The organism is Leucobacter sp. G161, assembly GCF_001482305.1.
Taxonomy (GTDB): domain Bacteria; phylum Actinomycetota; class Actinomycetes; order Actinomycetales; family Microbacteriaceae; genus Leucobacter.
Genome location: NZ_LOHP01000051.1, coordinates 18,047 through 44,779, shown reverse-complemented (window position 1 = coordinate 44,779; position 26,733 = coordinate 18,047). Strand labels below are relative to the sequence as shown.

General features: G+C 65.5%; 27 protein-coding genes. 12 read left to right on the top strand and 15 right to left on the bottom strand.

What is annotated here, in order from left to right:
* The first annotated feature begins 1 nt into the window (after position 1).
* Both AUL38_RS05425 and AUL38_RS05420 read left to right on the top strand, forming a co-directional pair.
* The gene (locus tag AUL38_RS05425; RefSeq protein ID WP_059059851.1) at positions 2–658 is read left to right on the top strand and encodes an ATP-binding cassette domain-containing protein; all 657 of its coding nucleotides are present in this window, start codon (positions 2–4) and stop codon (positions 656–658) included.
* Positions 655–2,196, top strand: a complete 1,542-nt coding sequence (locus tag AUL38_RS05420; protein ID WP_059059849.1) for a hypothetical protein — start codon at positions 655–657, stop codon at positions 2,194–2,196. Before AUL38_RS05425 ends, AUL38_RS05420 begins: the two co-directional genes overlap by 4 nt.
* Positions 2,197–2,213: 17 nt before the next feature.
* Here AUL38_RS05420 and AUL38_RS05415 read toward each other — a convergent pair whose 3' ends face one another.
* From AUL38_RS05415 to AUL38_RS05390, 6 genes are all read right to left on the bottom strand, one after another.
* Positions 2,214–4,307: a BCCT family transporter gene (locus tag AUL38_RS05415; RefSeq protein ID WP_083506623.1), complete on the bottom strand. Its 2,094-nt coding sequence runs from the start codon at positions 4,305–4,307 to the stop codon at positions 2,214–2,216.
* Positions 4,308–4,512: 205 nt separating this feature from the next.
* On the bottom strand, positions 4,513–4,914 hold the full coding sequence (locus AUL38_RS05410) for a hypothetical protein (RefSeq protein WP_059059847.1): 402 nt from the start codon (positions 4,912–4,914) through the stop codon (positions 4,513–4,515).
* A gap of 210 nt (positions 4,915–5,124) precedes the next feature.
* Positions 5,125–5,679 carry a GNAT family N-acetyltransferase gene (locus AUL38_RS05405; RefSeq protein ID WP_059059845.1) on the bottom strand — a complete coding sequence of 185 codons (555 nt, stop codon included), beginning with the start codon at positions 5,677–5,679 and terminating at the stop codon, positions 5,125–5,127.
* Positions 5,680–5,775: 96 nt separating this feature from the next.
* Positions 5,776–6,594, bottom strand: coding sequence for a phosphatase PAP2 family protein (locus AUL38_RS05400; RefSeq protein WP_235590618.1), 819 nt, complete (start codon positions 6,592–6,594; stop codon positions 5,776–5,778).
* On the bottom strand, positions 6,591–7,445 hold the full coding sequence (locus tag AUL38_RS05395) for an RNA methyltransferase (RefSeq protein WP_059059840.1): 855 nt from the start codon (positions 7,443–7,445) through the stop codon (positions 6,591–6,593). The genes AUL38_RS05400 and AUL38_RS05395 overlap by 4 nt, the downstream gene beginning before the upstream one ends.
* Positions 7,442–8,341, bottom strand: a complete 900-nt coding sequence (locus AUL38_RS05390; protein ID WP_059059835.1) for an alpha/beta fold hydrolase — start codon at positions 8,339–8,341, stop codon at positions 7,442–7,444. The genes AUL38_RS05395 and AUL38_RS05390 overlap by 4 nt, the downstream gene beginning before the upstream one ends.
* Before the next feature lie 103 nt (positions 8,342–8,444).
* Between AUL38_RS05390 and AUL38_RS05385 the strand changes: the two genes are divergently transcribed.
* Positions 8,445–9,143, top strand: a complete 699-nt coding sequence (locus tag AUL38_RS05385) for an exonuclease domain-containing protein (protein ID WP_059059834.1) — start codon at positions 8,445–8,447, stop codon at positions 9,141–9,143.
* A 104-nt stretch (positions 9,144–9,247) separates the two neighbouring features.
* Here the strand turns inward: AUL38_RS05385 and AUL38_RS05380 are convergent, their stop codons facing one another.
* Together AUL38_RS05380 and AUL38_RS05375 are read right to left on the bottom strand one after the other, a co-directional pair.
* Complete coding sequence (locus AUL38_RS05380; protein WP_059059830.1) at positions 9,248–9,496, bottom strand: type B 50S ribosomal protein L31; 249 nt, start codon at positions 9,494–9,496, stop codon at positions 9,248–9,250.
* 159 nt (positions 9,497–9,655) lie between these two features.
* Positions 9,656–10,450 carry an ABC transporter ATP-binding protein gene (locus AUL38_RS05375; protein WP_059059827.1) on the bottom strand — a complete coding sequence of 265 codons (795 nt, stop codon included), beginning with the start codon at positions 10,448–10,450 and terminating at the stop codon, positions 9,656–9,658.
* A 29-nt stretch (positions 10,451–10,479) separates the two neighbouring features.
* On the opposite strand from AUL38_RS05375, the gene serB reads away from it, so the two are divergent.
* Complete coding sequence (serB, locus tag AUL38_RS05370) at positions 10,480–11,118, top strand: phosphoserine phosphatase SerB (RefSeq protein ID WP_059059825.1); 639 nt, start codon at positions 10,480–10,482, stop codon at positions 11,116–11,118.
* Between the two features lie 218 nt (positions 11,119–11,336).
* Here serB and fabG read toward each other — a convergent pair whose 3' ends face one another.
* The gene (gene fabG, locus AUL38_RS05365; RefSeq protein WP_059059824.1) at positions 11,337–12,056 is read right to left on the bottom strand and encodes a 3-oxoacyl-ACP reductase FabG; all 720 of its coding nucleotides are present in this window, start codon (positions 12,054–12,056) and stop codon (positions 11,337–11,339) included.
* Between the two features lie 108 nt (positions 12,057–12,164).
* Here fabG and AUL38_RS05360 point away from each other — a divergent pair, with 108 nt between their 5' ends.
* The 4 genes from AUL38_RS05360 to AUL38_RS05345 are packed head-to-tail and all read left to right on the top strand — an operon-like array spanning position 12,165 to position 14,556.
* Positions 12,165–12,587, top strand: a complete 423-nt coding sequence (locus AUL38_RS05360; protein WP_059059821.1) for a DUF3099 domain-containing protein — start codon at positions 12,165–12,167, stop codon at positions 12,585–12,587.
* Positions 12,584–12,820, top strand: coding sequence for a hypothetical protein (locus AUL38_RS05355; RefSeq protein ID WP_059059819.1), 237 nt, complete (start codon positions 12,584–12,586; stop codon positions 12,818–12,820). Before AUL38_RS05360 ends, AUL38_RS05355 begins: the two co-directional genes overlap by 4 nt.
* The gene (locus tag AUL38_RS05350; protein ID WP_059059817.1) at positions 12,813–13,670 is read left to right on the top strand and encodes an SURF1 family protein; all 858 of its coding nucleotides are present in this window, start codon (positions 12,813–12,815) and stop codon (positions 13,668–13,670) included. Before AUL38_RS05355 ends, AUL38_RS05350 begins: the two co-directional genes overlap by 8 nt.
* Complete coding sequence (locus AUL38_RS05345) at positions 13,663–14,556, top strand: cutinase family protein (RefSeq protein ID WP_059059815.1); 894 nt, start codon at positions 13,663–13,665, stop codon at positions 14,554–14,556. The genes AUL38_RS05350 and AUL38_RS05345 overlap by 8 nt, the downstream gene beginning before the upstream one ends.
* Positions 14,557–14,622: 66 nt before the next feature.
* On the opposite strand, the gene AUL38_RS05340 is transcribed toward AUL38_RS05345, so the two are convergent.
* From AUL38_RS05340 to sufB, 6 genes are all read right to left on the bottom strand, one after another.
* Entirely contained in the window at positions 14,623–16,221 is a 1,599-nt protein-coding gene (locus tag AUL38_RS05340; RefSeq protein ID WP_059059813.1) for an ABC-F family ATP-binding cassette domain-containing protein, read from the bottom strand.
* A 186-nt stretch (positions 16,222–16,407) separates the two neighbouring features.
* Positions 16,408–16,779 carry a metal-sulfur cluster assembly factor gene (locus AUL38_RS05335; RefSeq protein WP_059059812.1) on the bottom strand — a complete coding sequence of 124 codons (372 nt, stop codon included), beginning with the start codon at positions 16,777–16,779 and terminating at the stop codon, positions 16,408–16,410.
* Between the two features lie 23 nt (positions 16,780–16,802).
* Positions 16,803–17,561: a Fe-S cluster assembly ATPase SufC gene (gene sufC / locus AUL38_RS05330; protein WP_059059810.1), complete on the bottom strand. Its 759-nt coding sequence runs from the start codon at positions 17,559–17,561 to the stop codon at positions 16,803–16,805.
* Entirely contained in the window at positions 17,558–17,890 is a 333-nt protein-coding gene (locus tag AUL38_RS05325) for a non-heme iron oxygenase ferredoxin subunit (protein ID WP_059059804.1), read from the bottom strand. Before AUL38_RS05325 ends, sufC begins: the two co-directional genes overlap by 4 nt.
* Positions 17,890–19,068, bottom strand: coding sequence for a Fe-S cluster assembly protein SufD (gene sufD, locus AUL38_RS05320; RefSeq protein ID WP_059059802.1), 1,179 nt, complete (start codon positions 19,066–19,068; stop codon positions 17,890–17,892). Before sufD ends, AUL38_RS05325 begins: the two co-directional genes overlap by 1 nt.
* A gap of 2 nt (positions 19,069–19,070) precedes the next feature.
* Positions 19,071–20,489: a Fe-S cluster assembly protein SufB gene (gene sufB / locus AUL38_RS05315; protein WP_059059872.1), complete on the bottom strand. Its 1,419-nt coding sequence runs from the start codon at positions 20,487–20,489 to the stop codon at positions 19,071–19,073.
* A 230-nt stretch (positions 20,490–20,719) separates the two neighbouring features.
* Between sufB and AUL38_RS05310 the strand changes: the two genes are divergently transcribed.
* The 4 genes from AUL38_RS05310 to AUL38_RS05295 all read left to right on the top strand — a co-directional run bounded on the left by AUL38_RS05310 (position 20,720) and on the right by AUL38_RS05295 (position 26,666).
* The gene (locus tag AUL38_RS05310) at positions 20,720–21,640 is read left to right on the top strand and encodes a heme A synthase (RefSeq protein ID WP_059059800.1); all 921 of its coding nucleotides are present in this window, start codon (positions 20,720–20,722) and stop codon (positions 21,638–21,640) included.
* A gap of 218 nt (positions 21,641–21,858) precedes the next feature.
* On the top strand, positions 21,859–23,946 hold the full coding sequence (tkt, locus tag AUL38_RS05305; protein ID WP_059059798.1) for a transketolase: 2,088 nt from the start codon (positions 21,859–21,861) through the stop codon (positions 23,944–23,946).
* Between the two features lie 39 nt (positions 23,947–23,985).
* On the top strand, positions 23,986–25,095 hold the full coding sequence (gene tal, locus AUL38_RS05300) for a transaldolase (RefSeq protein WP_059059796.1): 1,110 nt from the start codon (positions 23,986–23,988) through the stop codon (positions 25,093–25,095).
* On the top strand, positions 25,092–26,666 hold the full coding sequence (locus AUL38_RS05295; RefSeq protein ID WP_059059795.1) for a hypothetical protein: 1,575 nt from the start codon (positions 25,092–25,094) through the stop codon (positions 26,664–26,666). Before tal ends, AUL38_RS05295 begins: the two co-directional genes overlap by 4 nt.
* Positions 26,667–26,733: the final 67 nt, after the last annotated feature.

Below are 26,733 nucleotides of genomic sequence, written 5' to 3'. Positions count from 1 at the left end.
CATGGGTAATGCCGCGCCGCCGCCGTCACTGCGCGCTCGCGCCGCTACCGTTGCGATCGACAACGAGGTGTTGCTGCCCCCGACGACCTGCAGCGTCTTCGCGGGAGAGATTGTCGCGGTGCGAGGACCAAACGGCTCGGGGAAAACGACCCTGCTGCGCGCCTGTGCCGGACTCGTTCCTCTCTCTGACGGCGCATTGGCCGTGCACGGCCAAGCCCCGCAGCCCCTGGACGCGAGCTTTCGGAGCGCGCTTGCCGTGCTGATCGGTTCCCCGCCGCTTGCCAGGGATCTCACGCTCGGAGAACACCTGGAACTCGTTGCGCTCTCGTGGAACGACTCCGCGGCCAAGGCAGCTGCCCGTGCCGTGGACATTCTCGACCAGATGGGGCTCGGGGCACTCGTGAACCGGTTTCCACACGAGCTCTCCTCCGGGCAGCAGCAGTTGTTTGCGCTGTGCCTCACACTGATTCGCCCGAGTACGGTGCTCGTGCTTGACGAGCCTGAGCAGCGGCTTGACGCCGACCGGCGGGCTGTGTTGGCCGCGATCCTCCGGGATCGCGCCGCAGCGGGAACCGCGGTGCTCATGGCAACGCACAGCAGCGAGCTTGTGCGCGATTCGGGCGCCCGCACGGTGCAGCTCGGGGCCATGGGAGCGTGAACACGATCGCAGCAGGTGCACTGCTCCGCAGGGTGCGCAAGCGGTTCCGTGCCCGCGGAGCGCGACGGAGCGGCAGCGACAGGGGATACCTGTTGTATGCGCTGGCCCTCGCGACCGTCACAGCGGTGTTTCCCATCGCCCGGTCGCTCGTCGTCGCCGCAGCTTCGCCCTCCGCGACCGATTGGTTCCGGGAGAATATTGCACGTGGCCACGACTGGCAGATCGCCGCGGTTGCTGTCGGGGGTGCCTTTGTCGTGCTTTCCGGCATCGGTGCGGTGCGCGGCCCCGTTGCGCCAGGTCCCTTTTGGGTGACGCTGCTGGCAGCCGGCCCGCTGTGGGCTCGTGACGCGCTCAGGCGGTACTTCGTCTGGTCGGCGCTCGTTCTCGCGTTCGCATGTGTTTGGATCGGCGTGCTCGTGGGAGTCGCAAGTGGCGGCGGCACCGGCGTGATCCTCCGCGCCGGCCTGGCCGGGGGAGCGGTCGCCCTGCTTGGTGCGTGTGCATGGTTGTGGGGCCAGGTGCTCGACCGTCGTTCCTGGATGCTTGCCGCAGGAGTCGCGCTGGCAGTCGCGGTGAGTCACCTCCTCGCTGTGCCGTTCACTCCGTGGGGTCTCGCGGGGACAGTGGCTGCGCAGAACGGGGACATCGGCGGAGGGGCAACTCAATCGATCGCTCCCGGTTCGACGCTCGCGGTCACACTGCTCGGACTGACCGCCATCGCAGCGACCTGCACGGTACCCCGGATGCTCGACAGGCTGCTTCCGGCCGCACTCGGCACGCAGGCCGCTGCGTGGGACCGTGCGGGGAACTCGGCGGGACTCGGTGACTTCGCGACCGCGCTTGGCTCCGTCAGAGCGGATCCTTCTCGGCTGCGATCCGCACGGGCGATCCGTCGACTGCCGCTGGTGCCGCTGTTCTTCGTTCGCGACCTGGTCGGTGCGGCGCGAACCCCGGTGCGGTTCGCCGTCGCGTGCGCTGCGCTCGCGACGTGTGGTGCGCTGGGGAGCTGGGGCAGCGCGACCCTCTCGAGCGGTGTCTCGGTTGCGGTGTGTGCCTTCCTCGCCGGCTTCGGCGGCTATCTGGCGCTGTCGGCGCTCACTGACGGCTTCCGGCACGCCGCTGTTGCGGCTGGGGCGCCCGCGCTCTACGGCGTCGCCACACCGCGACTCTTCGCGCTGCACGCCGCCTTTCCGACCGTCACTGCGCTGCTGCTCGTGAGTATCGGCGGCGCGATCGGGGGAGGATCCATCCTCGGTGCGTGCCTCGTCGGACTCGTCGCCGTCGCAGCGCGCGCGTTCAACTCGCTGAAGGGGCCGCTTCCCGTGCTGGTCGCAACCACGCCAATCTCGAGCCCGGCCGGCGACCCGGGCATCATCTTCCAGCTGCTGTGGCGCGCCGTTGCGCTGCTCTACGCGAGCGTCGCGGCGGCCGCGGTTCACTTGCTTGCGCGTAGTCAGCCGTTAGCGGCGACATGCGTAGCGGCCGCCGCCGCGCTCCTCCTGGTCGGCGGAACGCGGCGGCGGATCGCACGGAGCTAGCCGTGCGCGTCCGAGGTCTAGCGGCCCTCCGAGTCGTCTGGGCCCTCGGCATCGGCAATGTCACCGTGACGGCCCTTCGGCGGATCTTCGGGCACTCCATGCTCGGCGCGGTCCTCTCTGGCCCGCTCGGACTCGGTGAATTCAGCCTCGCCGGCGTCGCCTGCAGCTGCCGCTGTGACCGGCCCTGGCTCCGGTTGCTGCTCGCCAACGACGAGTGCGGCATCACCCGAGGCGATGTTTCCGGGGCGCGGTGGGCCGGGAGGCTGGATGCGACCGGGCTCGAGCGTGCGCTGCACGTCCTCAGCGGTGACGCGCTCGATCGGCCCAGTGGTCGCATCGACGTACCAGTCGGTGAGCGCTGGATCCGTGCTGTCGAAGCCCGCACCCGCGCCCTCGTCGGCGGGCACTTCGCTCGTGCCGAAGACAAAGTCATCACCGTACTCGTCGATCCCGCGCCGCACGCCCTGTGCGATGGCGGCGCGAGGGTACGTGCGGCGGATGATGTAGGGATCGGTTTGCAGATCTTTCGCCCACGCCACCATGATGCCCATTACGATGAACGCGAACGGCAGCGCCGAGACGACCATGAGCGACTGCAACCCGGAGAGCGCGTCGCGGCCGCCCGCGAGCAGCAGCGAGATTGCGATGAGGCTGAGGAGCAGCCCCCAGAGGATCGTCACCCACCGCGAGGGCTCCGGCCTGCCCGCCTGCGACATCGAGGCCATCACGATCGAGGCTGAGTCCGCGGCCGTCACGAAGAACACGACAACCGCGACCATTGCGATCACCGCGGTGATCATGGCGAGGGGGAGCCGCTCGAGCATTTCGAAGAGCACAGCCTCGCCGGATCCGCCGGTCTGCAGATCCTCGCCGCCCAGTGTCATCGAGATCGCAGTGCCGCCGTAGATGACGAACCAGGCGACCACGATCGCCGACGGCACGAGCACGACCGTGGTGACGAACTCGCGCAGCGTGCGGCCGCGCGAGATCTTCGCGATGAACATGCCGACGAATGGCGTCCACGAGACCCACCAGGCCCAGTAGTACGTCGTCCAGCTCGCGAGGAACTCTGCGGTCTCCGCGCCCTGGTTCGGATTGCGGGCGAGCATCGTGGGGAGCTGGCCGATGAACTCGACGAGCGAGGCTGGCAGGAAGTTGAGGATGAAGACGGTGGGGCCGGCGATGAGCACGAACAGGCCGAGCGCACCGGTGAGGATCATGTTCAGGTTCGACAGGCGACGGATGCCGCGCTTCACGCCGGACACCGCAGACGCGATGAACAGCGAGGTGAGGATCGCGATCGCCCCGACGAGGAACGTGTTGCCCATCGGGCCGAGGCCCGTGACCATGCGGAAGCCACTCTCGATCTGGAGAGCGCCGATGCCGAGCGAAACGGCGGTGCCGAACAGGGTCACGATGATCGCGAACACATCGATGATGCGGCCAAGCACCTTGTGGCTGCTGCCCGGGAAGACCGGTTCAAAGAGCGCCGAGATGAGCGGGGCGCGGCCGCGACGGTAGGCGCTGTAGGCGATCGCGCCGCCGACGAGGGCGTAGAAGGCCCAGGCGATGGGTCCCCAATGCAGCACCGTCTGCGCGAGCGCGGGGAGAGCGGCCTCGGCACTGCCGGGATCGACGTCGAGCCCTGGCGCGGGGTTCAGGAAGTAGGTGAGTGGTTCGAGCGGCCCGTAGAACAGCAGGCCGATACCCAGGCCGGCTGCGAAGAGCATCGAGACCCAGGAAGCGGTCGAGAACTCCGGCTCCTCGTCGTCCGCGCCGAGGCGGATACCGCCCGTGCGGCCGTAGCCGACAACGAGCATGAACAGCGCAACCGCAACCGCGAGTGCGCCGAACATCCAGCTGAAGTGTTCGGTCACCCAGGCGAGTGATGCCGCGCCGACTGCGGCGAGGTTGTCTGGTGCGATGAACGCCCAGGCTATGACCCCGATGGTGAGAGTGAACGTGACGCTGAGGACCATCCAGTTGGTGGGGAAGCGGAGTCCGGTTTGCTCGACGCCGATTCCGGGAAGGAGCCCCGGGTGGGGGACGGGTGGCGGGGCAGGCGCGGTGATCTTGCGCGTGCGGGGAAACTGATGTTCAGAATCTGGCATGGTGCCCTGTGTCTCCTTTGCTCCGTCAAAACGACGGCAATGGGGTTACAGGTCCAAGCTACTGTTAGGAAGCGCTCATGGATAGGCCGAATCGTTTAGGCGACAGGAGTTGTGCAGATGTGCCATTGCTGCGACGATGGAGTTTGCCCACTGCTTGATCGTGGGGCAAGTCTGGCGTGTCGCAGGGGGAGAGGGTGCTCGCGCGTCACTGCGAGTGCGGGCCTGCGGTCGCGTCTGCCACGGTGCTCGTTCCGGGACCTGCGGCTGCGGCGTCCGGTGCGTCCGAGTTTGCTGCGCTGGGGGAGTCGGGTAGCTCCCAGCCCTCGTCCTTGGTGAGGATGAACCGGCCCGCCATGAACCAGTACGGCAGGATGCCGATGGCTCCGCCAAGTATGGGGATGAGTACGATGCCGGGGAGATCGCTCCAGTCGCGATAGCCGGTGATGGCAAATAGGCTGCCCGCGATGAGTGACGTCAGCACCAGGGTGACCCAGAGCCAACCCAGCAATCGGCGAACCCGCCGTCGGCTCTTCACCCTGACGCCACGGACCGGGGTCTCGTGGACTGGGTGGTCGCTGCCGTGCGTGGTGGCGGCTTCGGTGGGCATGGAACCTCCAATGTAGACCGCGGGGCGAGGCTTGAGGCCCGCGGGCTGTCTCCATTCACTCTAGGTTCGTTGTGTACCGCGGGCAAGGGGCCGGGTGGGGCTGCGGGCGGTCTGTGCACGTCGAGGGGCAGCGCTGACCGGTGACCTGACATAATATAGATTATCAGCGAATGCGTGAGGCCACGTGAGACTGTGTGAGGCTGCGTGAAACTACGCGGGCCAGCCCGGTTTTGGCTCTTGGCCCTCACCGCGACGAATCTCGGCCGTCCAAGACTGGACGGGATCGCCAGTTCGACTGGGAATGCTTCCGGGCCGTTCTCCGGTGTAGGTGAAGCCAGCGCGTTCTGCGGTGCCCAGCGACGCCACGTTGCCGACGTGCGCCTCCCACTTCACGGCCTCGAGATCGGTGCGTGCGAAAGCGGCCGCAACGACGGCTTCTGTGGCAGCTGACATAATCTGTCGCCCGCGGTGCGGAGACCCCAGCCAGAATCCCAGCATGCCGCTGGGCAGCCGCAGCCCAATGACCCCCAGAAGCTCACTGCCAGTGCGTTCACGAATGGCCCAGGTCCACTCGCTGCCGGTCCGCCATGCGCCGGGGACGTACTCCCCCGCAAACGAATCGGCATCAGCCGTCGTGTACGGCCATGGCGTCGACATGAAGCGCTCGAACACGGGCTCGCTACAGTAGCGCGCAATGAGCGGGGCGTCTGCCGCCGTGATCTCGTCTAGCACCAGGTCACGTGTCTGCAGCGCGAAAGGTTTCATGCTCCCAAGCTACTTGCTCGCAGCGCTGCTGGAGACGCACTCCCCCGCATTTCTTCACTGCTGCGTGCCGGGCGGCACTTCACCAGAGGCGGAATCTCATCCTGCCTTCGGCGAGTACGCGAGAATAGCGAGCCGCAGGAGTGAGTGCGCTGCGAGCAGTGAGAGCCCGATGCTGCCGGCTTGACCAGCGCTGAGCATCCGATCCGCGTTGTCGCTCTGCCAGGCGATCAGCGTGAGAATGAGGGCCCCGCCGGCAGCGAGCCACCCGACGATGACGAGCCCGACGGAGACCGTGCGCAGAAACCAGGCGCGCGGGGGGCGATCAAGCCTCGTGAACATCGTGATGCCTGCGAACCCGGCCACTGCGAGTGCAAGCGCCCCCAAGACATCGCTCGGGCGGTGCCACCCGTAGCCCAGCAGCTGCCAGCTCACGACGCCGAGCAGCACTGCGCCGCCGGCGGCGATGATCGCACGGATTCGGCTGGGTACGGCAAAGATCGCTGCGCCAACCACGGTCGCGAAGACAGTCATATGCCCGCTCGGGAATGAGTTCTCGGCGGCGAGCGTCAGCAGTTCGGGTCGGCCGAGCACCTCAGACTTCAAGAGCTGCGAGGCAACGATCGCCACGGCAGGAACGAGGGTCACTGTGAGTGCTCTCCCGATGCCGTGCACCCACAGGGCGATGAGTCCGAGTGCGATGAGCGCGACGGCGATTGCGAACGGTGAAACGAGGCTCAGCGGGGCCGGCGGATGCGGGTTGAATTCGGACGCGGTGAGGAGGTTGTCCTCCACGGCCTGGCCGGTCGAGCTCAGTACGCCAAGAATGTAGGCGCCGGCGCCGATAATCACCCAGAACAGCAGAATCCAGAGCACCCGGAGGCGACGATGCGCATTAGATGCGACAGGCATACTCATACGTCTCCCCCCTTCGCGCTGATCCTCTCACGTCCCACCCGAGAATCTCCGGTCCGCACCGCCCATAGGGCCAGTGCAGCGGCGGTTGCGACGTTGAGCGAGTCAACGCCGTGCTCCATCGGGATTACCACCGAGCGGCTCGCCGACGCGAGCGCGCGCTTGCTCAGGCCGGGGCCCTCGGTGCCGAACATCAGCGCGAGCTTCTCCGGGAGGTCGTCCACGAACTCCGCGAGATCCTGCGCGTCGTCCCGCAGTGCGAAGGCGGTGAGCTCGTAACCGGTCTCGCGAAACAGTGGTCCAGCCTCGCGCCAATCGGGCAGCCTGGCCCACGGTACCTGCAGCACGGCTCCCATGCTCACGCGCACCGCGCGCCGATAGAGCGGATCAGCGCAGCCCGGAGTGAGTAGTACCGCGTCGACACCGAGTGCCGCCGCCGAGCGGAAGACGGCCCCCACGTTGGTGTGGTCGGCAAGATCCTCGAGCACAACGACCCGCTTGGAGGTGCGCAGCAACTCCTCGGGATCGAGCGGCTCGGGGCGGTGCATTGACGCGAGTGCACCGCGGTGCATGTTGAACCCGGTGAGCTGTTCGAGCTGCGCAGGCGCACCAACGTACACTGGAACATCCGGGTAGTCTGCGAGCATCCGTTCGACACTCGGCAGCCACTCCTCCACGATCAGGAGCGAACGCGGGCGGTGCCCCGTTCGCAGTGCCCGTTCGATCACCTTCGGGGATTCTGCGAGGTAGAGCCCCTCAGCAGGTTCGCGAACGCGCCTGAGCGCAACATCAGTGAGCTGGGTGAAATCGGCGAGTTCGGGGAGGCTGAGGTCGTCGATCCGCGTGAGCCTCACGCGCTGCGCTCCGACGCGGCGGTGTCGGCTGCGTGGGTGTTCGGGCGAACAAACTGTGAGATCCGGGCGACGGTGTCTGCGACGGCCTCGTAGTGCACCAGATGCCCCGTGCCGGGCAGGATGAGGAGCTCGGCGTCATCGAGCAGGCGCTGCAGGTCCAGCTGCTTGGCGAGGGGCGTGATGTCGTCCCGCTCACCGGTGATGAGCAGGGTCGGCATGTCATACGCTGCTGCGTGCTCGGCAACCGTGTGCGATACCGATGCCTTGAAGGCGTCGAGGAGCGACCGCGAATCGGCGAACTCCGAGAAGTACTGATGATGCTGATCGTGAATCCACGCCCGCAGCTCACGGTCGCGCGTCTTCGCCATGACCTCGCTCATCCCCCGGACAATGAGCTTGTTTCCGAGCAGTGACTTCGCGGCGCGTTCGGGAAGCGCATCTGCGGCGCGGTAGTACAGGATGGCGAGCTGCGTGAGGAATGCCTGCGGGCCCTCGAGCGCCGGAGCGGAGATTGGGTTGATGAGGATCGTGCGCGCCGAGCGCGCGCCCTGGCTGAGCGCGGAGCTCACCACGAGTGACCCGAAGGAGTGGCCGAGGATCATTCCGCCGTCGGGCGCGACTGCCTCGGTGAAGGCGACAAGCCACTCACCGAAGAGGGCGAGCTCGTGGGCGCGCCCGGGAATCGCGGGGGTCTGGCCGAAGCCAGGAAGATCGGGGACGTGAATGGCCAGAGTGGGCTCAACTGCGGCGAGGGCCTGCGCGATCCCCTGCAGGCCGTGATGGTCGCCCCGGAAGCCGTGCACAAGCACGATGGGGGTTCCTGCGGGGTCACCGTACACCCAGTCGCGGGTGTCGATACCGAGCGTGGGGACGAGTGTGGGAGGGTGTTCTGGCACAGAGACGATGCTACCGCCAGCACCCTGGCACTCATCTGCACACGCGCGGGGCAATGTGATGTCCGTGGCTATCGCTACTATCGAAGCAGGCGAAAGGATCATCGTGAATGACGTACTCCCCCTCTGGGCTGCACAGCTGGCCGTGTTCGACACCGAAACCACGGGGGTCGAGACCGACACCTCACGGATTGTGAGCGCGACGCTCGCGATCTTGAGCGAGCACGGCGAGGTGACCGAACGCTACGACTGGCTCCTCAATCCGGGCGTTGAAATCCCGGACGCCGCTGTCCGCGTCCACGGCATCACGACCGAGGTTGCGCGCTCAAGCGGCATTGACGCCGCCGTCGGTGTCAAGCAGATCACCGAGCGCATCGCGCAGATGATCGACCGAGGTCTCCCCCTCGTCGTCTACAGCGCGCCCTACGACCTCTCGCTGTTGCGTTCCGAGCAGCGCCGGTACGGCGTCGCCGAGGGCGATGTTGCGCCCGTCCTCGATCCACTCGTCATTGACAAGCAGCTCGACCGCTTCCGGAAGGGCAAGCGCACCCTTGTCGCTGTCGCCGAGCATTATGGCGTCGAGTTGGGCAACGCCCACGATGCGGGCGAAGACGCGATCGCCTCGGGAAAGGTCATGCAGCAGCTCGCGCGCAAGTACGCTGGCACGCTGCCAGATGAGCTCGAGCAGATCCACGCCGCACAGGTCGGATGGGCCAAGGCTCAAGCCGAGAACTTCCAGGAGTACATGCGGCGCGTGCGCGATCCGAACTTCGTCGCTGACGGTGACTGGCCGGTGCGCCCGTAGCAGCGGAGCCGTCGCCGCTCGAGACCCTGTAGATATAACGAAAGGGCGGGCGATCCAAATGGATCGCCCGCCCTTTCGCGTCAGCCGTTCGGCTGCGCAGCTGCTTAGGCGCCGAAGGCCTTGAAGCGCTGGTTGAACTTCTCGACGCGACCTGCGGAGTCGAGGATGCGCTGCTTACCCGTGTAGAACGGGTGCGAAGCGCTCGAGATCTCGACGTCGAGAACCGGGTAGGTTGCTCCGTCGAGCTCGATGGTCTTGTCGCTCGTGAGGGTCGAGCGCGTGAGGAAGGTCTCCCCCGACGCAAGGTCGCGGAACACGATGGCGTTGTACTCGGGGTGAATCTCGGTCTTCATGACTGTCCTTCGATATTGTTGCGTCTCGCTGAATCGGCGGAAATGCCGAGCGCAGAAGTCTTGCGGCGTCACCGCACCAAGGATCAATATTAACAGATCCAAACCGCTCGTGTGCCCGTTTGCTGCGTGTTTCGTGCAGCGTGTCGGGAAACCGGGCGATTAGGCGGTGGCTGGGCGGGATGTTGCAGCGTAGCGGCCGTTGCTGATCGTGAGCTCGAACGGCATGCCGAACGTGGCCTCAAGGTTCTCGGCCGTGAGCGTTTCCGCGATCGGGCCGGCAGCCTGCACCTTCCCGTCGTTGACGAGCAGCACGTGCGTGAAGCCGGGAGGGATCTCCTCAACGTGGTGGGTCACCATCACCATCGCGGGTGAGTACGGTGACTGGGCGAACCCTGAGAGCATCTGCAGGAGTCGCTCGCGCGCACCGAGATCCAGGCTCGCGCTCGGCTCGTCGAGCAGCAGCAGTTCGGGATCCGTCATCACCGCGCGAGCAATAAGGGTGCGCTTCCGCTCCCCGTCACTCAGCGTGCCGAAGGCCTGGTCCGCGAGGCTGAGAAGATCCCACTCGGCGAGGACTCGATCAGCCTGGCGCACATCGATCTCGTCGTACTGCTCATTCCAGCGGCCCTCAACGGAGTACGCGGCCGTGAGTACGACATCGCGCACAAGCTCGTTGGGTGGGATGCGACGGGCGGTAGCGCTCGACACGAAACCCAGACGCGAACGCAACTCGAAGATGTCGATCTTCCCCAGGCGGTTGCCGAGCACGTCGACGGTTCCCGTTGTGGGGAAATCATTGGCGGTGACGAGCTTGCGGATCGTCTTCTTCCCGGCTCCGTTCGGGCCGAGAATGACCCACCGTTCGCTGTCGTCAACCTGCCACGTCACGTTGTCGAGAATCGGGCGGCGATTGCGAATGTAGCTCGCGTCAGTGAGGCTCAGCACGGTCGTCATACCGTCAAGCCTATCTCTAGACTGGGGCTATGAGCGTTACCCCACTCGTCGTTCTCGACTGCGATTCCACAACCATCCAAGACGAGGTCATTGAGCTCCTCGCCGACGCCGCGGGAACCCGCGAGCGAGTGGCAGAGGTGACTGAACGCGCGATGCGTGGTGAGCTCGATTTTGCCGAGAGCCTCACGGAGCGCGTTGCGACCCTCCGCGACACGCCGGACACGGTGTTCGCCGAGGCGTACGCGCGCGTACGGCTCTCCCCAGGGATCCGGGAACTCGTTGCCGCAGTGCACGCACGGGGCGGCAAGGTTGGGGTGGTCTCGGGCGGTTTCCATGAGGTCCTCGACCCGATCGCGAAGGATCTCGGGCTCGACTTCTGGCGTGCGAACCGTCTCGAAATCGCCGACGGCAAGCTCACCGGGCGCACTTTCGGGCCCGTGATCGACGCTGAGGCAAAGGCCGTTGCGCTCGCCGAATGGGCCGCGGAGAGCGATATCCCGATGAGCGCGACAATGGCGATCGGAGACGGCGCAAACGATCTGCGCATGATGGAGGTCGCCGCGATCGGTGTGGGCTACAACGCCAAACCCATCGTCACCGAGCAGGCGGACGTATCGATTGCGGATGACCTTGCTCTCGCGATCCCGCTGCTCGACCGGCTCAGCTAGCTCGCGCTGGGCTGCCTGGCTGCCTGGCTGCCTGGCTGCCTGGCTGCCTGGCTGCGCCCGAACACCCCAAACGACCCGTGTTTTCTATTCCGACCCTTGTGCAGCACGCACAGGGACCGGAATAGAAAACACGGGTCGGAATGGATGTGGGGCCAGCGGCAGCGGCAGCGGCAGCGGCCCAGCAGACGCTAGTGGGCGCCGTGGGCGCAGCAGGGCTGCTAGTGCCCCATGCCGAGGCCGCCATCGACGGGAATGACCGCGCCGGAGATGTATGCGGCGTCGTCGCCTGCGAGGAACGACACAGCACCGGCGATCTCGGCGACCTGCCCGAAGCGAGCGGCGGGAATCGACGCGAGGTACTGCTGCTGCTGTGCCTCGGGCAGCACTGCCGTCATGTCGGTATCGATGAATCCGGGTGCGATGACGTTCGCCGTGATGCCGCGACCACCGAGCTCGCGCGTGAGCGAGCGGGCGAAGCCCACGAGCGCAGCCTTCGACGACGAGTAGTTCACCTGGCCGGCCGAGCCGTACAGGCCGACGACGGAGGAAATGAAGATCACACGACCAAAGCGCTGCTTGAGGAGCCCCTTCGAGGCGCGCTTCACGACGCGGAACGCGCCGGTGAGGTTCGTGTCGATGACATCGGTGAAGTCTTCCTCGGACATGCGCAGCAGCAGCGTGTCGCGCGTGATGCCGGCGTTCGCGACGAGCACCTCGACCGGACCGAGCTGTGCTTCAACCTCGGTGAAGGCGCGATCGATGGACTCGGTGTCGGTCATCTCGGCGCGCACGGTGAGGGCGCCAGCGGGGCCCTCACCTGAGCGAGAGGTGACGGCGACGCGGTGGCCGTCGGCGATCATGCGTTCTGCAATGGCGAAGCCAATGCCGCGGTTGCCGCCGGTGATGAGCACGGTGCGCGGGGTGATGGTTGCGTTCATGCACATCAGCCTAGCGAAGCCTGGATTCCGCTGTAGTGACGGTGCACCGCGATCCTCAGGCGTTGTCACGGTCGAAGCCGTAAACTAGGGATGTTGAAGAGGGAGCCGATGCCAAGAAAGAGCGGCGAGACGCCGAGCTACAGGGTCACCTCGGCGGGCGTGAACCCGACCGAGGATCGAGCTCACCGTATGCGCATGTACTTCATTGCCATGACGCTGCGCCTCGCCTGCGTGCTCTCACTCTTCTGGGTGAACGGATGGTGGATCGTATTTCCGGTCGTGGGGGCGATTGCGCTTCCCTGGTTCGCGGTGATGGTGGGCAACGCCGTCGCGTATGGTGGCGAGCAAGACGTCTCGAGCCCAGACCCGCTCGAGCTGGTTGCTGGTGAACCCACCGGGGAAACTGAGGAGCCCGGCGTGGCCGATACGCTCCTCGTGGTTGACGTTGACCCGGTGCGCCGCTCTGCCCAGGGGGCAACGAGCAGTGGAGATGCCGAGCAGTGGGGCGAGCCGAGCGAGGAGCAATCATGACGTTCACGGGGATCAACCTGGGTGCGCCCATCGAGCATCGGCACACCTGCTCGCGAGCGGGGTGCAGGGACGAGGCCGTCTGGGCGCTGCTCTGGCGCAACCCGAAGATCCACACCGCCGACCGAAAGAAGACGTGGCTGGCCTGCGGCGAACACCGCGACGTACTAGCCTCGTTTCTTAGCGACCGGAGTTTTCCGCTCGAGATTGTGACAGTAGGAGAGCTCGATGAGTGAAACACGTGTGGGCTGGTCCTTCCTGTATTCGCGGCGGTGGCTCGGCTACTTTGCGCTGTTCATCGTGTTCGCCATTGCCTGTGTGTATCTGGGCAACTGGCAATTCGATCGCCGCTCTCAGGCGCGCGCGGAGATCTCTCGGATCGACCGCAACTACGACGCGGCTCCTGTCCCGCTCGCGGAAGCGCTGCCGAACACCTCAGATTTCGATGTGGATCAGCACAAGTGGCTCACCGTCACGCTCGAGGGCAGCTACGAGGACGATGCCGTGCTGTCGCGAAATCGTCCCGGCCCCGAGGGAGTGGGAGCAGACATTATCGTTCCGTTCCGAACCACCGACGGCCGAGTGTTCTTCGTCGACCGCGGCTGGGTTCTCGCGAGCGGTACCGACATGGAGGATGTGCTCGACACGCTCCCCCGGCCCGCAACGGGCACCGTCGATGTCGTCGTGCGACTGCGTGCGAGCGAGCCCGAGGTCGACGGCCGCAGTTCTGCTGGCCGTACCGTCGCGAGCATCAACGTGCCGGAGATCGCCGAGGTCACAGGCATGACCGGTGAAATCTACTCGAACACGTACGGGATGCTCGTATCGGAGTCCCCCGCAGCCGAGCACGGGGTGCTTCCCCCGAAGCCCGAGCGCGATGAGGGGCCGCACCTGTCGTACGCGCTGCAGTGGTACGTCTTCATCCTGATCGCTGGGATCGGCGTCGGGTACGCCGCCCGGCAGGAGTTCAAGAACCTCAATGCTGGCAGCAAGGAAGTGCTGGCGATGGAGAAGAAGTCCAAGGCCCGCAAGACCCGTAAGGGGCCGAGCGACTCTGACGTTGAGGACGCGCTGCTTGATGCGTGACCGTCGCCGGAGCGTGCTCGCGGTTGGGGTCGTGTGTATCGCAGCCGCACTGCTTGTCGGGTGCGCACCCGAAGTGGACGCCGCGACTTCCCGGGAGGCACTGCAGGAGGTGACGGCGGAGCCGGCTCCGCCCGAGGACATCGATCCGTACGACGCTGAGGCGTTCCCGGAACCTATCGTGGATGCGCTGGATTGCTCGCCGTACCTCGTCATCACCGCCCGGGGCACCGGCGAGCCGAAGCGGAAGCAGCTGCTCGCCCCCGTGGCTCGTGCGATCTCCGAGGCACGCCCCGGCGAAGTCGAGCGACTGGATCTTGACTACCCGGCGGACACCGAAATCAATGCGGGCGGGACGCTTGGTGCGCGCACACTTATCGATACGCTCAATGTCCAGGCGGAGGCCTGCCCCGAACAGGCAACCGTGTTGCTCGGCTACTCACAGGGCGCGCTGGTTATCGGAGATGCGCTCTCCGAACCCGAGACGAGACTCGTCGGAGCGAACGTCGGTGTGCTGAGCGAAGCCGCGACAGAGCAACTCCTCGCGGTGGTGCTGTACGGAAACCCGCGCTTCGTCGGGAGCGACCCAACCGGTTACGGGACCTTCGATCCCGATCTCAACGGTCTACTCCCCCGCCCGCCGGGCGGCTTCGAGGAATACGAGGACAGGCTGCGGGACTTCTGCGTGGCCGATGACTTCATCTGCCAGTCGACGCTCGCCATGGAAGAGTCTGGCCACGTCGCCTACTACGACAACGGCATGCAAAACGATGGCGCCGCCTTCGTCATTGCACACCTCACCCCGGCGAGCGAGGTTGCCGCGGAAGATGCTGCGTCGCCCTCCCCCGGAGACGCAACGTCGACACCCCGATCCACTGCGTCGCCCTAGAGCGACTCGCGCCCGTCACCAGCTCACTGAGAGATCCGACGAAACGGATCTCCCACGACGGGCCGCTTACGCGAGCTCGATGAGCTCGAGGTACTCCTTGGACCAGTGGTCTTCGGTGCCCTCGGGCATGATGAGCACGCGCTCGGGGTTGAGCGCCTCCACGGCGCCCGGATCGTGCGAGACGAGAACGACGGCGCCGGTGAAGTGCGCGAGCGCATCGAGAATCTCGAGGCGGCTGGCAGGGTCGAGGTTGTTCGTGGGCTCATCGAGGAGCAGCACGTTCGCGCTTGACACCACGAGGCGGGCGAGCGCGAGGCGGGTCTTCTCGCCACCGGAGAGCACCCCGGCCGGCTTCAACACGTCGTCGCCGGTGAAGAGGAACGAGCCGAGCACCTTGCGTGCCTCGGTCTCGGTGAGGTGCTGCGATACCGACACCATGTTCTGCAGCACGCTTGCCTTCACGTCGAGTGTCTCGTGCTCCTGCGCGTAGTAGCCGACCTTCAGGCCGTGCCCCTCGACGATGTCGCCGGTGTCCGGCTTGTCGACGCCCGCGAGGATCCGCAGCAGCGTCGTCTTGCCCGCACCGTTGAGCCCGAGGATGACGACCTTTGAGCCGCGGTCGATCGCGAGGTCGACGCCCGCGAAGATCTCGAGGGATCCGTACGACTTCGACAGCCCCTCGGCCATGATCGGCGTCTTGCCGCACGGCGCCGGGTCCGGGAAGCGCAGCTTCGCAACGCGATCCACCTGGCGTACCTCGTCGAGGCCTGAGAGCATGCGCTCTGCGCGGGCCACCATCTGGTGCGCGGCCGCGGCCTTCGAAGCCTTCGCGCCGAAGCGGGCAGCCTGATCCTTCAGGGCGCTCGCCTTCTTCTCGACGTTCGTGCGCTCCTTACGGCGGCGCTCCTCGTCGGCGGCACGCTGGCGCTGGTACAGTTTCCAGCCCATGTTGTAGACGTCGATGACCTGACGGTTCGCGTCGAGATAGAACACCCGGTTCACCGTCTCTCCCACGAGATCAATATCGTGGGAGATGATGATGACGCCGCCCTTGTACGTCTTCAGGAACTCGCGCAGCCAGACGATCGAGTCGGCGTCGAGGTGGTTGGTGGGCTCATCGAGGATCATCGTGTCAGCGTCGGAGAACAGGATGCGCGCGAGCTCGATGCGACGGCGCTGACCACCCGAGAGGGTCTTCAGCGGCTGGTCGAGGATTCGGTCTGGCAGGCCGAGGTTGTGCGAGATCGATGCTGCCTCTGCCTCGGCGGCGTACCCGCCGAGCGCCTGGAAGCGGTCGGTGAGGTTGCCGAAGCGCTTCATCGCCTTCTCGGCGCCCTTGGGATCGTCGGATCCCATCTCCTCAGACGCCTTGGTCATGTTCTTCGTGATCGTGCCGAGACCGCGGGCATCGAGGATACGGTGCCTGGCGATCTGTTCGGGGTCGCCGGTGCGAGGATCCTGCGGGAGGAAGCCAAGCTCGCCGGTGATCGACACGGATCCCTCGGCGGGCTGCAACTCCCCCGACAGGGTGCGCGTGAGCGTTGTCTTGCCCGCACCGTTACGCCCGACGAGACCAATCTTGTCTCCCGGGTGCACGCGGAACGAGACCTCGCCCATGAGGCGCCTTGCGCCCACGTCGATCGCGAGATCTTCGACAACAATCACGGCTTCACACTCTTTCGTAGCTTTTGGGCCCCTCAGATCAGGGCAACCTACCTATTCTAGGGTGAAACCCTGAGGAGATCTGCCCGGGCGCGCTCGGCGGGCTCCGGCAAGGTCCCCAGCGCGGCCCCCGACACAACAGAACCGGGCGGCACGGCTCGAAAGCCATACCGCCCGGTCAGGTGGTTGCTAGATGTTAAAGCCTAAGGCCCGCATCATCTCGCGACCGTCGTCGGTGATCCGCGCTGGCGTCCACGGCGGCATCCACACCCAGTTGATGCGGAATGCTGCAACGAGGCCGTCGAGCGACTCGGCGATGTCGTTCTCAATCACATCGGTGAGGGGGCACCCCGCACTTGTGAGTGTCATCGAGATAACCAGCGCGTCGTGCTCTTCATCGTACGCAAGATCGTAGATGAGGCCGAGGTCGACAATGTTGACACCGAGCTCAGGGTCCGAGACGTTCTTCAACGCCTCGATGGCCTGCTCACGGAAATCAGGATCAATCGAGACCGGGGCGGTCGCAACAGCGCCGGTCTCCGTAGTGGTCTCTTCGCTCATATGAGTAGCCTACGCCCTAATGCTTAGGCGTCAACGAGGAAGCGGTCGTAACCCTCTGCCTCGAGCCGGTCAGCGAGCTCCGGTCCACCCTGCTCGGCGATCTTGCCGTCAACGAAGACGTGCACGAAGTCCGGCTTGATGTAGCGGAGGATGCGGGTGTAGTCGGTGATGAGCATGACGCCGAGATCCGAGTTCTCCTTGGCGCGGTTGACGCCCTCAGAGACGATCTTCAGTGCGTCAACGTCGAGGCCGGAGTCGGTCTCGTCGAGCACAGCGAACTTCGGCTTGAGGAGCTCAAGCTGGAGGATCTCGTTGCGCTTCTTCTCGCCACCCGAGAAGCCCTCGTTGACGTTACGCGCAGCGAAGGACTCATCCATGCGGAGGTTCTTCATGGCTTCGCGAACCTCGCCCATCCAAGTGCGGATCGCCGGCGCTTCGCCGTCGATCGCGGTCTTGGCGGTGCGGAGGAAGTTGGCGTTGGTGACACCGGGGATTTCGACGGGGTACTGCATGGCGAGGAATACGCCAGCCTGTGCGCGCTCGTCGACGCCCATCTCGGTGACCTCTTCGCCGTCGAGCAGAATCGATCCGCTCGTGACCTCGTAACGGGGGTGGCCAGCGATGGCGTACGCCAGCGTCGACTTGCCCGAGCCGTTCGGGCCCATGATTGCGTGGGTCTCACCCTGCTTGATGGTGAGGTTCACGCCCTTGAGAATTTCCTTGGCGCCCTGGTCAGTCTCAACGCTGACGTGCAGGTCCTTGATCTCGAGAACGGAGCTCATAGTTCAATCTCTTTCGTAACAGTGGGGTCAATGAAGATGTCGCCGTCTTCAATCTCGACGACGTAAACGGGGACCGGCTCGTAGGCCGGGAGGTTGAGCGGCATACCGGTGCACAGCGAGAACGCGGAGCCGTGGGCCCAGCACTCGAGCGTGTCACCGTCAACGAAGCCCTCGGAGAGGCTGATCTCGCCGTGGGTGCAGGTGTCGCCGATGGCGTGCACCTTGCCCTCGCTGTCGAGCACGACCGCCATCGGAACCCCGTCAAGCACGACCCTGGTGGCCTGGTCTTGCACGAGGTCCGACAGCGCAATCGCTTTCTGTCGTGCCATTACGCAAGCACGCTCTGCTCGAGCTCGGACTCGATTGCGGTCTGCAACCTCTCCTCGATCTGCTCGTTGCCGATGCGCTGAATCACGTCGAAGAGGAATCCACGAACAACGAGCTTGCGTGCCTCGTCCTCGGAGATGCCGCGGCTCTGCAGGTAGAAGATGTGCTCTTCGTCGAAGCGGCCGGTGGTCGAAGCGTGGCCTGCACCCTCGATGTCGCCGGTCTCGATCTCCAGGTTCGGGATCGAGTCAGCGCGCGTGCCCTCTGTGAGGGTGAGGTTGCGGTTCTCTTCGTAGCTGTCGGTGCCGCTTGCAACGCGACGGATGAGGACATCCCCGATCCACACAGCGCGTGCGCCCTCGCCCTGCAGTGCACCCTTGTAGGCAACACGGCTGCGGGTGTGGGGAGCGTTGTGATCCATGTAGACCTGGTGCTCGAGGTGCTGGCCTGCGTCTGCGAAGTACGCGCCGTACGCCTCACCATTCGCGCCCTGGGCGTCGAGGTGGATCGACGGGTTGACCCGCACGATCTTCCCGCCGAGCGAGACCACGATGTGCTGCAGATTGCCGTCGCGACCCACGGTCGCGTTGTGGCTCGCAACGTGGATTGCGTCGTCGTTCCACTCCTGGATCGACACCACCTTGAGCTGCGCGCCCTCGCCGACGACGATCTCGACGGTCTCGGTGAGGTTCGCATCACCGGTGTTCTCAAGAATCACAACGGTGTCGGACTGCGGGGCAGCCTCGATGATTGTGTGTGCCGCGGTCGGCGACTTCGTGAGTGCGTTGCGCTTGATGGTCACGGTCTGGTGATCCTGGCTGGTGAGCAGGATCCGCTGTGCCGTGCCAACCTGGCCCCAGGCGTTGGCCGCAGCCTGGTCCTCGGGGAGGCCAGCGCGACCGACGAACTCTGAATCCATCGGGACAGAGGTGATCTCGACGCCGGGGACGTCGGAGACCACGGACTCCGAGGCTCCCGCCTCAAGCTCGCCGCCCGTAAGCGCGGTGAGTTCCGCAACCGGAGTGTACTTCCAGTTCACCTCACGGCCCGTGATCGCCGGGAAATCAGCGACGTTCGTCGACTTGAAGCGATCGGAGCGCGTCTGGACCGGAGCGCGGTTCTCCCAGTCGCCGTCGCTGTGCGCCTTCGCGCCATGCTGTTCAGTTTGAAGCGTAGTCATCGTTAACCGACGGATCCTTCCATGCTCATCTCAATGAGCTTGTTGAGCTCGAGGGCGTACTCCATGGGCAGTTCGCGAGCGATGGGCTCGACGAAGCCACGCACGATCATCGCCATCGATTCCTCTTCGGTCATGCCGCGGCTCATCAGGTAGAAGAGCTGCTCTTCGCTCACGCGGGTGACGGTCGCCTCGTGAGCGAGAGTCGCGTCATCGGTGCGAATGTCGATGGCCGGGTAGGTGTCGGAACGTGAGATCGTGTCGACGAGGAGCGCATCACAGACAACAGAGTTGCCGGAGTGGTGTGCGTTCGGCTCGATCCGCACTTCGCCGCGGTAGCCGGAACGGCCCCCGCCACGCGCGATCGACTTCGCGAGGATCGACGACTTCGTGTGCGGCGCCAGGTGGATCATTTTCGCACCGGTGTCCTGGTGCTGGCCGGGGCCTGCGAACGCGACCGACAGCGTCTCGCCGCGAGCGTGCTCGCCGGTGAGGAAGATCGACGGGTACTTCATGGTGTACTTCGAGCCGATGTTGCCATCGACCCACTCCATGGTTGCGCCCTCTTCAGCGATCGCACGCTTGGTGACGAGGTTGTACACGTTGTTGGACCAGTTCTGGATCGTCGTGTAGCGCACGCGTGCGTTCTTCTTCACGATGATCTCAACGACGGCCGAGTGCAGCGAGTCCGACTTGTAGATCGGAGCGGTGCAGCCCTCGATGTAGTGGACGTAGCTGTCCTCGTCGGCGATGATGAGCGTGCGCTCAAACTGGCCCATGTTCTCCGTGTTGATACGGAAGTAGGCCTGCAGCGGGATCTCCACGTGGACGCCCTTGGGGACGTAGACGAAGGAGCCGCCCGACCACGTGGCCGTGTTCAGTGCCGCGAACTTGTTGTCGCCCGACGGGATGACCGTCCCGAAGTACTGCTTGAAGATCTCAGGGTGCTCCTTGAGCGCAGTGTCGGTGTCCAGGAAGAGGACGCCCTGCTCCTCGAGATCCTCGCGGATCTGGTGGTAGACGACCTCGGACTCGTACTGCGCAGCAACGCCCGCGACGAGACGCTGGCGCTCAGCCTCGGGGATGCCGAGACGCTCGTAGGTCTCCTTGATCTCGTCAGGAAGCTCTTCCCACGTGGTGGCCTGCTTCTCCGTCGAGCGGACAAAGTACTTGATGTTGTCGAAGTCGATCTCGGTGAGGTCTGCACCCCAGGTCGGCATCGGTTTGCGACCAAAAATCTGGAGCGCCTTCAAGCGGCGTTCAAGCATCCATTCAGGCTCGTCTTTCAGCGCCGAGATGTTGCGAACGACTTCTTCGCTCAGCCCGCGTTTCGCGGTCTCTCCGGCTTTGTCGCTGTCGTGCCAGCCGAACTCGTATTGGCCGAGGCCTTCGAGTTCGGGGCGGTCGATCAGTACCTCAGGCATGATCATTCCCTCTCTCTTTTCGCGCAACCGAGAACCAAATCCCCAAGTGCTCTCGGACGGTTCCCTGCGATGGTGCAGTAGTCTGGGCGTCGGACAAACCCGGCAGTCTGAAGAATCATCAGACGTTAGGGTTGCCGCACTAAACCACAGCTTCCGAGTCTACAGGTTTTCCCCTGAAATCGGGCGAGACTGGCGTGTTTCACTGGGAGCTTAAACGTGAAGGAGATCCCGTGCCCGGCGTAACCAGCGTGACCGCTACCCGGCCCGCTCGAACCCAGCTGCCACGCTTCCTGCCTTTTGCTGCGTGGGCGTCGTTTGTATTGAACGTGCTCATCATCGCGACGGGCGGTGCGGTGCGACTCACCGGGTCAGGGCTCGGCTGTACGGACTGGCCGCTGTGCACCCCGGGATCGCTGGTTCCGACGCAGGAACAGTCGTATCACGCACTCATCGAGTTCGGGAACCGAACAATCAGTGGCCCCCTCCTGCTCGCGGCTCTCGCGGTCCTCATCATCGGCTGGAAGCTGCGCACACAGCGCCGCGACCTGTTCGTGCTCTCATGGGTTGTGCTCGGCCTGGTGCTGCTGCAGGCGTTCGTCGGCGGCGTCATTGTGTGGGAGGAGCTCGCGGCTGTCCTCGTCGGGTTCCACTACACCGTCTCGCTCATCATCGTGTGTATCGCCGCGGCCTACCTGGTGCGGATGTACGAGGTCGGCGGGCCGCGTGAGAAGGCAGTGCCTCGGGGCTACCTGATCCTCACACACATCACGACCCTTGCGATGGCAATCGTGATCGTCATGGGCGTGATCACGACCGCGAACGGCCCGCACTCCGGCGACGAGAACGTCGTTCGTAACGGCGTCGACGCGACGCTGCTCAGCCACCTGCACGCCTGGCCCGGGTACATCGCGTTTGGCCTCGTCGCCGCCCTCCTCGTCTGGGCAGCGATGCGGAGACTGCGCCCGCTGCGCTGGGTCACGACGCTCATGATCGTCCTCATCGTGCAGATCCTGGTTGGTCTCTACCAGGCCAACACAGGGCTGCCCCCGCTGGTCGTCGGCGTGCACATGGTGCTCGCCGCACTCACTGCCGCGACGATGCCCGTGAGCGTGCTGCGCATGAAGCGGCCGGTCGCGGAAGTCGAGGGCTAACGCGCCCAGCGCCCCTTCGTGCGGCGGTGGCGGCGGCCAGGTGTGGATCCGCCACCCGTAGCCAGCCAACGAACACGCCAACATGCTGCCGGAATCGGCCAATCGGTAGGAATCGCTTTTGCCATCCCAGGGTGTCTGTAGGATTGACTGCGGTGCGCAAACAGTGCACGCGGGCGCCATTGTGGCGCGAACTTTTTACTGCGAGGAAGGCAGGCCCAGTGGCTAACGGACTGGAGTGGAGCGAGCTCGACGATCGCGCGGTTGACACCGCACGTGTACTCGCGGCGGATGCGGTTGAGAAGGTTGGCAACGGCCACCCGGGAACTGCGATCAGTCTCGCACCGGTCGCGTACCTGCTGCACCAGAAGGTGATGCGCCACGATCCAGCCGATGCGAAGTGGCTCGGCCGCGACCGCTTTATCCTCTCGGTGGGGCACTCCTCGCTGACACAGTACGTGCAGCTCTACCTCGGTGGCTACGGCCTTGAGCTTGACGACATCAAGGCGCTGCGTACCTGGGGATCGAAGACCCCCGGTCACCCCGAGTACGGCCACACCGATGGCGTTGAGATCACCACGGGTCCACTCGGTCAGGGCCTCGCCTCTGCAGTCGGCTTCGCATACGCGGCACGCTACGAGCGCGGCCTGTTCGACCCCGAGGCTGCCCCCGGCACCAGCCCCTTCGATCACAACATCTACGTGATCGCGGGCGATGGCGACCTCCAAGAGGGGGTCACCAGCGAGGCTGCCTCACTCGCCGGCCACCAGGAGCTCGGCAACCTCATTGCGATCTACGACTCCAACCAGATCTCCATCGAAGACGACACCGATATCTCCTTCTCCGAGGACGTGGCGATGCGCTACGAGTCCTATGGCTGGCAGGTGCTCGAGGTCGACTGGAAGAAGACCGGCAACTACGTTGAGGACGTCGCAGAGCTCAACGCCGCGATTGAAGCAGCGAAGGCTGAGACGACGAAGCCCTCGATGATCATCCTCAACACGATCATCGGCTGGTCCTCCCCCGGCAAGCAGAACACGGGCGGCATCCACGGCTCGAAGCTCGGCGCCGACGAGCTTGCGGGCTTGAAGACCGTGCTCGGCTTCGACCCGGAGGAGCACTTCGCAGTCGCCCCCGAGGTCATCGAACACTCGCGCAAAGCCGTCGCGCGCGGTGCCGAGACCCGCAAGGCGTGGCAGGCGTCCTTCGACGCCTGGGCGGCAGCGAACCCGGAGCGCAAGGCACTGTTCGACCGCGTTGAAGCGCAGGAGCTTCCCGAGGGCGCGCTCGAGGCACTCCCGGTATTCGAGCCGGGCGAATCGGTTGCGACCCGCGCAGCGAGCGGCAAGGTGCTCGCGGCGCTTGGCCCGATCATGCCCGAGCTGTGGGGCGGCTCAGCCGACCTCGCCGGCTCGAACAACACCACGATCCCGAACTCGGCATCGTTCGTGCCCGCAAACCACTCGACCTCTACCTGGACGGGCGACCAGTACGGCCGCGTGCTGCACTTCGGCATCCGCGAGCACGCGATGGGCTCGATCCTCAACGGCATCCAACTGCACGGCAAGACTCGCAGCTTCGGTGGCACCTTCCTCATCTTCAGCGACTACATGCGCCCGGCAGTGCGCCTCGCTGCGCTCATGAACGTGCCGAGCATCTTCGTTTGGACGCACGACTCAATCGCCCTCGGCGAGGACGGCCCGACGCACCAGCCGATCGAGCAGCTCGCAACCCTGCGTGCGATCCCGAACCTCACGATGGTTCGTCCGGCTGACGCCAACGAGGTATCGATTGCGTGGCACGAGATCCTCACGCGTCACGAGGGGCCAACCGGCATCGCGCTCACCCGCCAGAATGTACCGGTGCTCCCCCGCGGTGGCGACTTCGCCACCCACGAGCAGGCAGCTGAGGGCGTGCGCCGCGGTGCATACGTGCTGGCGGACACGCCGACGGACGCGCTCGACGTGATCCTCATTGCGACCGGTTCTGAGGTGCAGCTTGCCGTTGAGGCGCGCGAGCGGCTCGCGGCTGAGGGCGTCGGCGCTCGCGTCGTGTCCGCCCCGTCGCTTGAGTGGTTCCAGGAGCAGACCCCCGAGTACCGCGCGAGCGTGCTGCCCGCTGAGGTCACCGCGCGCGTGAGCGTTGAGGCCGGCCTCTCGCTCGGGTGGGAACGCTACGTTGGCGACCGCGGACGCTCGGTGTCGATCGAACACTTCGGTGCGTCGGCGAGCTACGAGGTGCTCTTCGAGAAGTTCGGGATCACCACCGACGCTGTCGTTGCCGCGGCACGCGAATCCCTCGCCAACTAGCGCCTCGCGCGCACACGAGGTTGGCTACGAAAGGCAATCATGAGTAACGAACGTACCGCGGCGCTGTCCGCGACCGGCGTGAGCATCTGGCTCGACGATCTCTCGCGCACCCGCATCGAAAGCGGCCAGCTTGCAGAGCTCATCGACGCAGTGAACGTCGTCGGGGTCACCACGAACCCGACGATCTTCCAGAACGCGATCGGATCGGGCGTCGGCTACGGCGACCGGATCTCCGACTGTGCGAAGCGCGGTCTTGACGCGTCAGCCACGATCACCGAACTCACGACCGCTGACGTTGCCGACGCCTGCGACATCTTCGCAGGCGTCTACGCCGCCTCAAACGGGCGCGATGGCCGGGTCTCGATTGAGGTCGAGCCCGGCCTCGCCCGCGACACGGCAGGTACCATCGCCCAGGCTCGGGAGCTGTGGGCGAAGGTTGATCGCGAGAACGCGATGATCAAGATCCCAGCCACTGTCGAGGGGTTGGAAGCTATCTCGGAGACGATCGCGGCGGGAATCAGCGTGAACGTCACGCTGATCTTCAGCCTCGAGCGCTACCGGCAGGTCATCAATGCGTATCTCACCGGCCTCGAGCGTGCGCGTGCCGCGGGTATCGACATCAGCAAGATCCACTCGGTCGCCTCGTTCTTTGTGTCGCGCGTCGACACCGAGATCGATGCGCGCCTCACCGCCATCGGCACCCCCGAAGCGCTCGCGCTGAAGAGCCAGGCGGGCGTTGCCAACGCGCGCCTCGCGTACGAGGTCTATGAGCAGTCGTTCTCGAGCGAGCGCGCCAAGATGCTTCTTGGGCTCGGTGCCAACGCGCAGCGTCCGCTCTGGGCGTCGACGGGCGTGAAAGACCCCTCGCTGCCCGACACACTGTACGTGACCGAGCTCGCGGCCCCGAACACCGTGAACACCATGCCAGAAGCGACGCTGAACGCACTCGCAGACCATGGCGAGGTGCACGGCGATACGGTGAGCGGCAGCTACGTCGAGGCAAACCAGGTGCTCAATGCCATCGACGGACAGGGCGTCGACTACGTCGAGGTCACCACCCAACTCGAGGTCGAGGGTCTGGCGAAGTTTGACGCCTCCTGGAACGACCTCGTCGAGACAGTGGCGGGCGCTCTGAAGGCATCGGAATGACGATCACGGTCACCGGAGAACGTCAGGACGAAGCGTTCGCGAATGCCCTCGCTTCGCTCCTCGACGCCCGGTTCGCGTCGCGCCTGTTCGCGCAGGACGCCACGCTGTGGGGTGAGGCGGCGGCCGCTGAGGCCGCCGTCCGCCTCGGCTGGACTGATTTCGCTGAGAACGCCCGCGAAGTCCTCGGAGCGGCCGGGCGACTCGCCGATGAGTTCCGCGCCGCGGGCATCGACCGCTTTGTGCTGTGCGGCATGGGCGGGTCGAGCCTCGCTCCCCTGGTCATCGCACCGGATCTCACGGTGCTCGACTCCACCCACCCGGCGACGGTGCGCGCCGCGCTCACTGGCGACCTCTCACGCACGGTAGTCATCGTGAGTTCTAAGTCCGGTGGCACCGTCGAGACCCTCAGCCACCTGGCCGCATTCGAATCGGCCTTCATCGGTGCCGGGATTGCACCCGATACGCGGATCGTCTTCGTCACTGACCCCGAGTCACAGCTTGCGGAGGCCGGCCACGCTCAGGGTAACCGTGTGTTCCTCGCCGACCCGTGTGTGGGAGGACGCTTCTCAGCGTTGACAGCGTTCGGGATCGTTCCCTCGGTTCTGGCCGGCGCGAACGTCTCCCAGGTCGTGGCGGATGCCGCAGCCGCCCGCCCCGCGTTCGTCTCGGACGCCGCCGAGAACCCGTCGTTACGCCTCGCTGCCGCCCTGGCTGCCGGGCTCCCCGAGCGTTTCCTGCTGGAACTCCACCCCGACGGCGGATTGCCTGCCGAACTCGGACTGTGGATCGAACAGCTCGTTGCAGAGTCCACCGGCAAAGACGGCCGTGGGGTGCTGCCGATTGCATTGCCAGAGAACGTCGCGGCCACTGCCGCCGCGTCAGTGGAGACGCTGCGCTATCGGGCGCAGGGAGATCCTGCCGTGCCGGGGCTGCACGGTGACGCCTCAGGCACTTCGCCCCGCTCGGGTCTCGCAGTGGCCGGCTCGCTTGGCGAGCAGATGCTGCTCTGGCAGGTCGCGACCGCAGCCCTCGGATTCCTGATGGGGGTCGACCCGTTCAACCAGCCTGACGTCGAGGCTGCGAAGATCGCCAGCCGCGCCTCACAGGGCGATGACGAGGCCGACTCCTCTTCTGCCCCGCGCGCCGCTGACGTCGCTGCCGAACTGCGCCGCGCTGCCCCCGGCGCCGAATATCTCTCCATTCAGGCGTATGTGGATCCGAACGAACCAGGAATGGACGCACTGCTCGAGGAGCTACGCGCAACGTTGAGTGCGCGACTCGAGACTCCCATCGCCTTCGGCTACGGTCCGCGCTACCTGCACTCGACCGGACAGCTGCACAAGGGCGGTCCGGCACAGGCAGCCTTCCTGCAACTCATTGGCCTGGCGCCGCGTGACGTCGCGATCCCGGCGAGCGAGCAGGACAACGCAGGCAGCCAGACCTTTGGTGAGCTCCTGCTGTCGCAGGCTCGCGGCGATGCGAGCGTGCTCCGTGACCGCGGCAGGGCGGTTGTGACCGTCGAAACGGCTGACGTCACCGCGTTTGTGCGTGAATTGCTCACCGCCATCTGAGTACGAGGGCGCACCACACGAGCGAGGGCCCTGGAGCGGTGCCCAGCACCGGCCCAGGGCCCTCGCT

Coding starts and splice junctions, on each gene's coding strand:
- sufC (WP_059059810.1), bottom strand. CDS start 17,561: ATGAGCTCCGTTCTCGAGATCAAGGACCTGCACGTCAGCGTTGAGACT.
- serB (WP_059059825.1), top strand. CDS start 10,480: ATGAGCGTTACCCCACTCGTCGTTCTCGACTGCGATTCCACAACCATC.
- AUL38_RS05360 (WP_059059821.1), top strand. CDS start 12,165: ATGCCAAGAAAGAGCGGCGAGACGCCGAGCTACAGGGTCACCTCGGCG.
- AUL38_RS05415 (WP_083506623.1), bottom strand. CDS start 4,307: ATGCCAGATTCTGAACATCAGTTTCCCCGCACGCGCAAGATCACCGCG.
- AUL38_RS05325 (WP_059059804.1), bottom strand. CDS start 17,890: ATGGCACGACAGAAAGCGATTGCGCTGTCGGACCTCGTGCAAGACCAG.
- AUL38_RS05410 (WP_059059847.1), bottom strand. CDS start 4,914: ATGCCCACCGAAGCCGCCACCACGCACGGCAGCGACCACCCAGTCCAC.
- sufB (WP_059059872.1), bottom strand. CDS start 20,489: ATGCCTGAGGTACTGATCGACCGCCCCGAACTCGAAGGCCTCGGCCAA.
- fabG (WP_059059824.1), bottom strand. CDS start 12,056: ATGAACGCAACCATCACCCCGCGCACCGTGCTCATCACCGGCGGCAAC.
- AUL38_RS05425 (WP_059059851.1), top strand. CDS start 2: ATGGGTAATGCCGCGCCGCCGCCGTCACTGCGCGCTCGCGCCGCTACC.
- AUL38_RS05355 (WP_059059819.1), top strand. CDS start 12,584: ATGACGTTCACGGGGATCAACCTGGGTGCGCCCATCGAGCATCGGCAC.
- AUL38_RS05405 (WP_059059845.1), bottom strand. CDS start 5,679: ATGAAACCTTTCGCGCTGCAGACACGTGACCTGGTGCTAGACGAGATC.
- AUL38_RS05375 (WP_059059827.1), bottom strand. CDS start 10,450: ATGACGACCGTGCTGAGCCTCACTGACGCGAGCTACATTCGCAATCGC.
- AUL38_RS05295 (WP_059059795.1), top strand. CDS start 25,092: ATGACGATCACGGTCACCGGAGAACGTCAGGACGAAGCGTTCGCGAAT.
- AUL38_RS05335 (WP_059059812.1), bottom strand. CDS start 16,779: ATGAGCGAAGAGACCACTACGGAGACCGGCGCTGTTGCGACCGCCCCG.
- AUL38_RS05400 (WP_235590618.1), bottom strand. CDS start 6,594: ATGAGTATGCCTGTCGCATCTAATGCGCATCGTCGCCTCCGGGTGCTC.
- AUL38_RS05350 (WP_059059817.1), top strand. CDS start 12,813: ATGAGTGAAACACGTGTGGGCTGGTCCTTCCTGTATTCGCGGCGGTGG.
- tal (WP_059059796.1), top strand. CDS start 23,986: ATGAGTAACGAACGTACCGCGGCGCTGTCCGCGACCGGCGTGAGCATC.
- AUL38_RS05345 (WP_059059815.1), top strand. CDS start 13,663: ATGCGTGACCGTCGCCGGAGCGTGCTCGCGGTTGGGGTCGTGTGTATC.
- AUL38_RS05380 (WP_059059830.1), bottom strand. CDS start 9,496: ATGAAGACCGAGATTCACCCCGAGTACAACGCCATCGTGTTCCGCGAC.
- sufD (WP_059059802.1), bottom strand. CDS start 19,068: ATGACTACGCTTCAAACTGAACAGCATGGCGCGAAGGCGCACAGCGAC.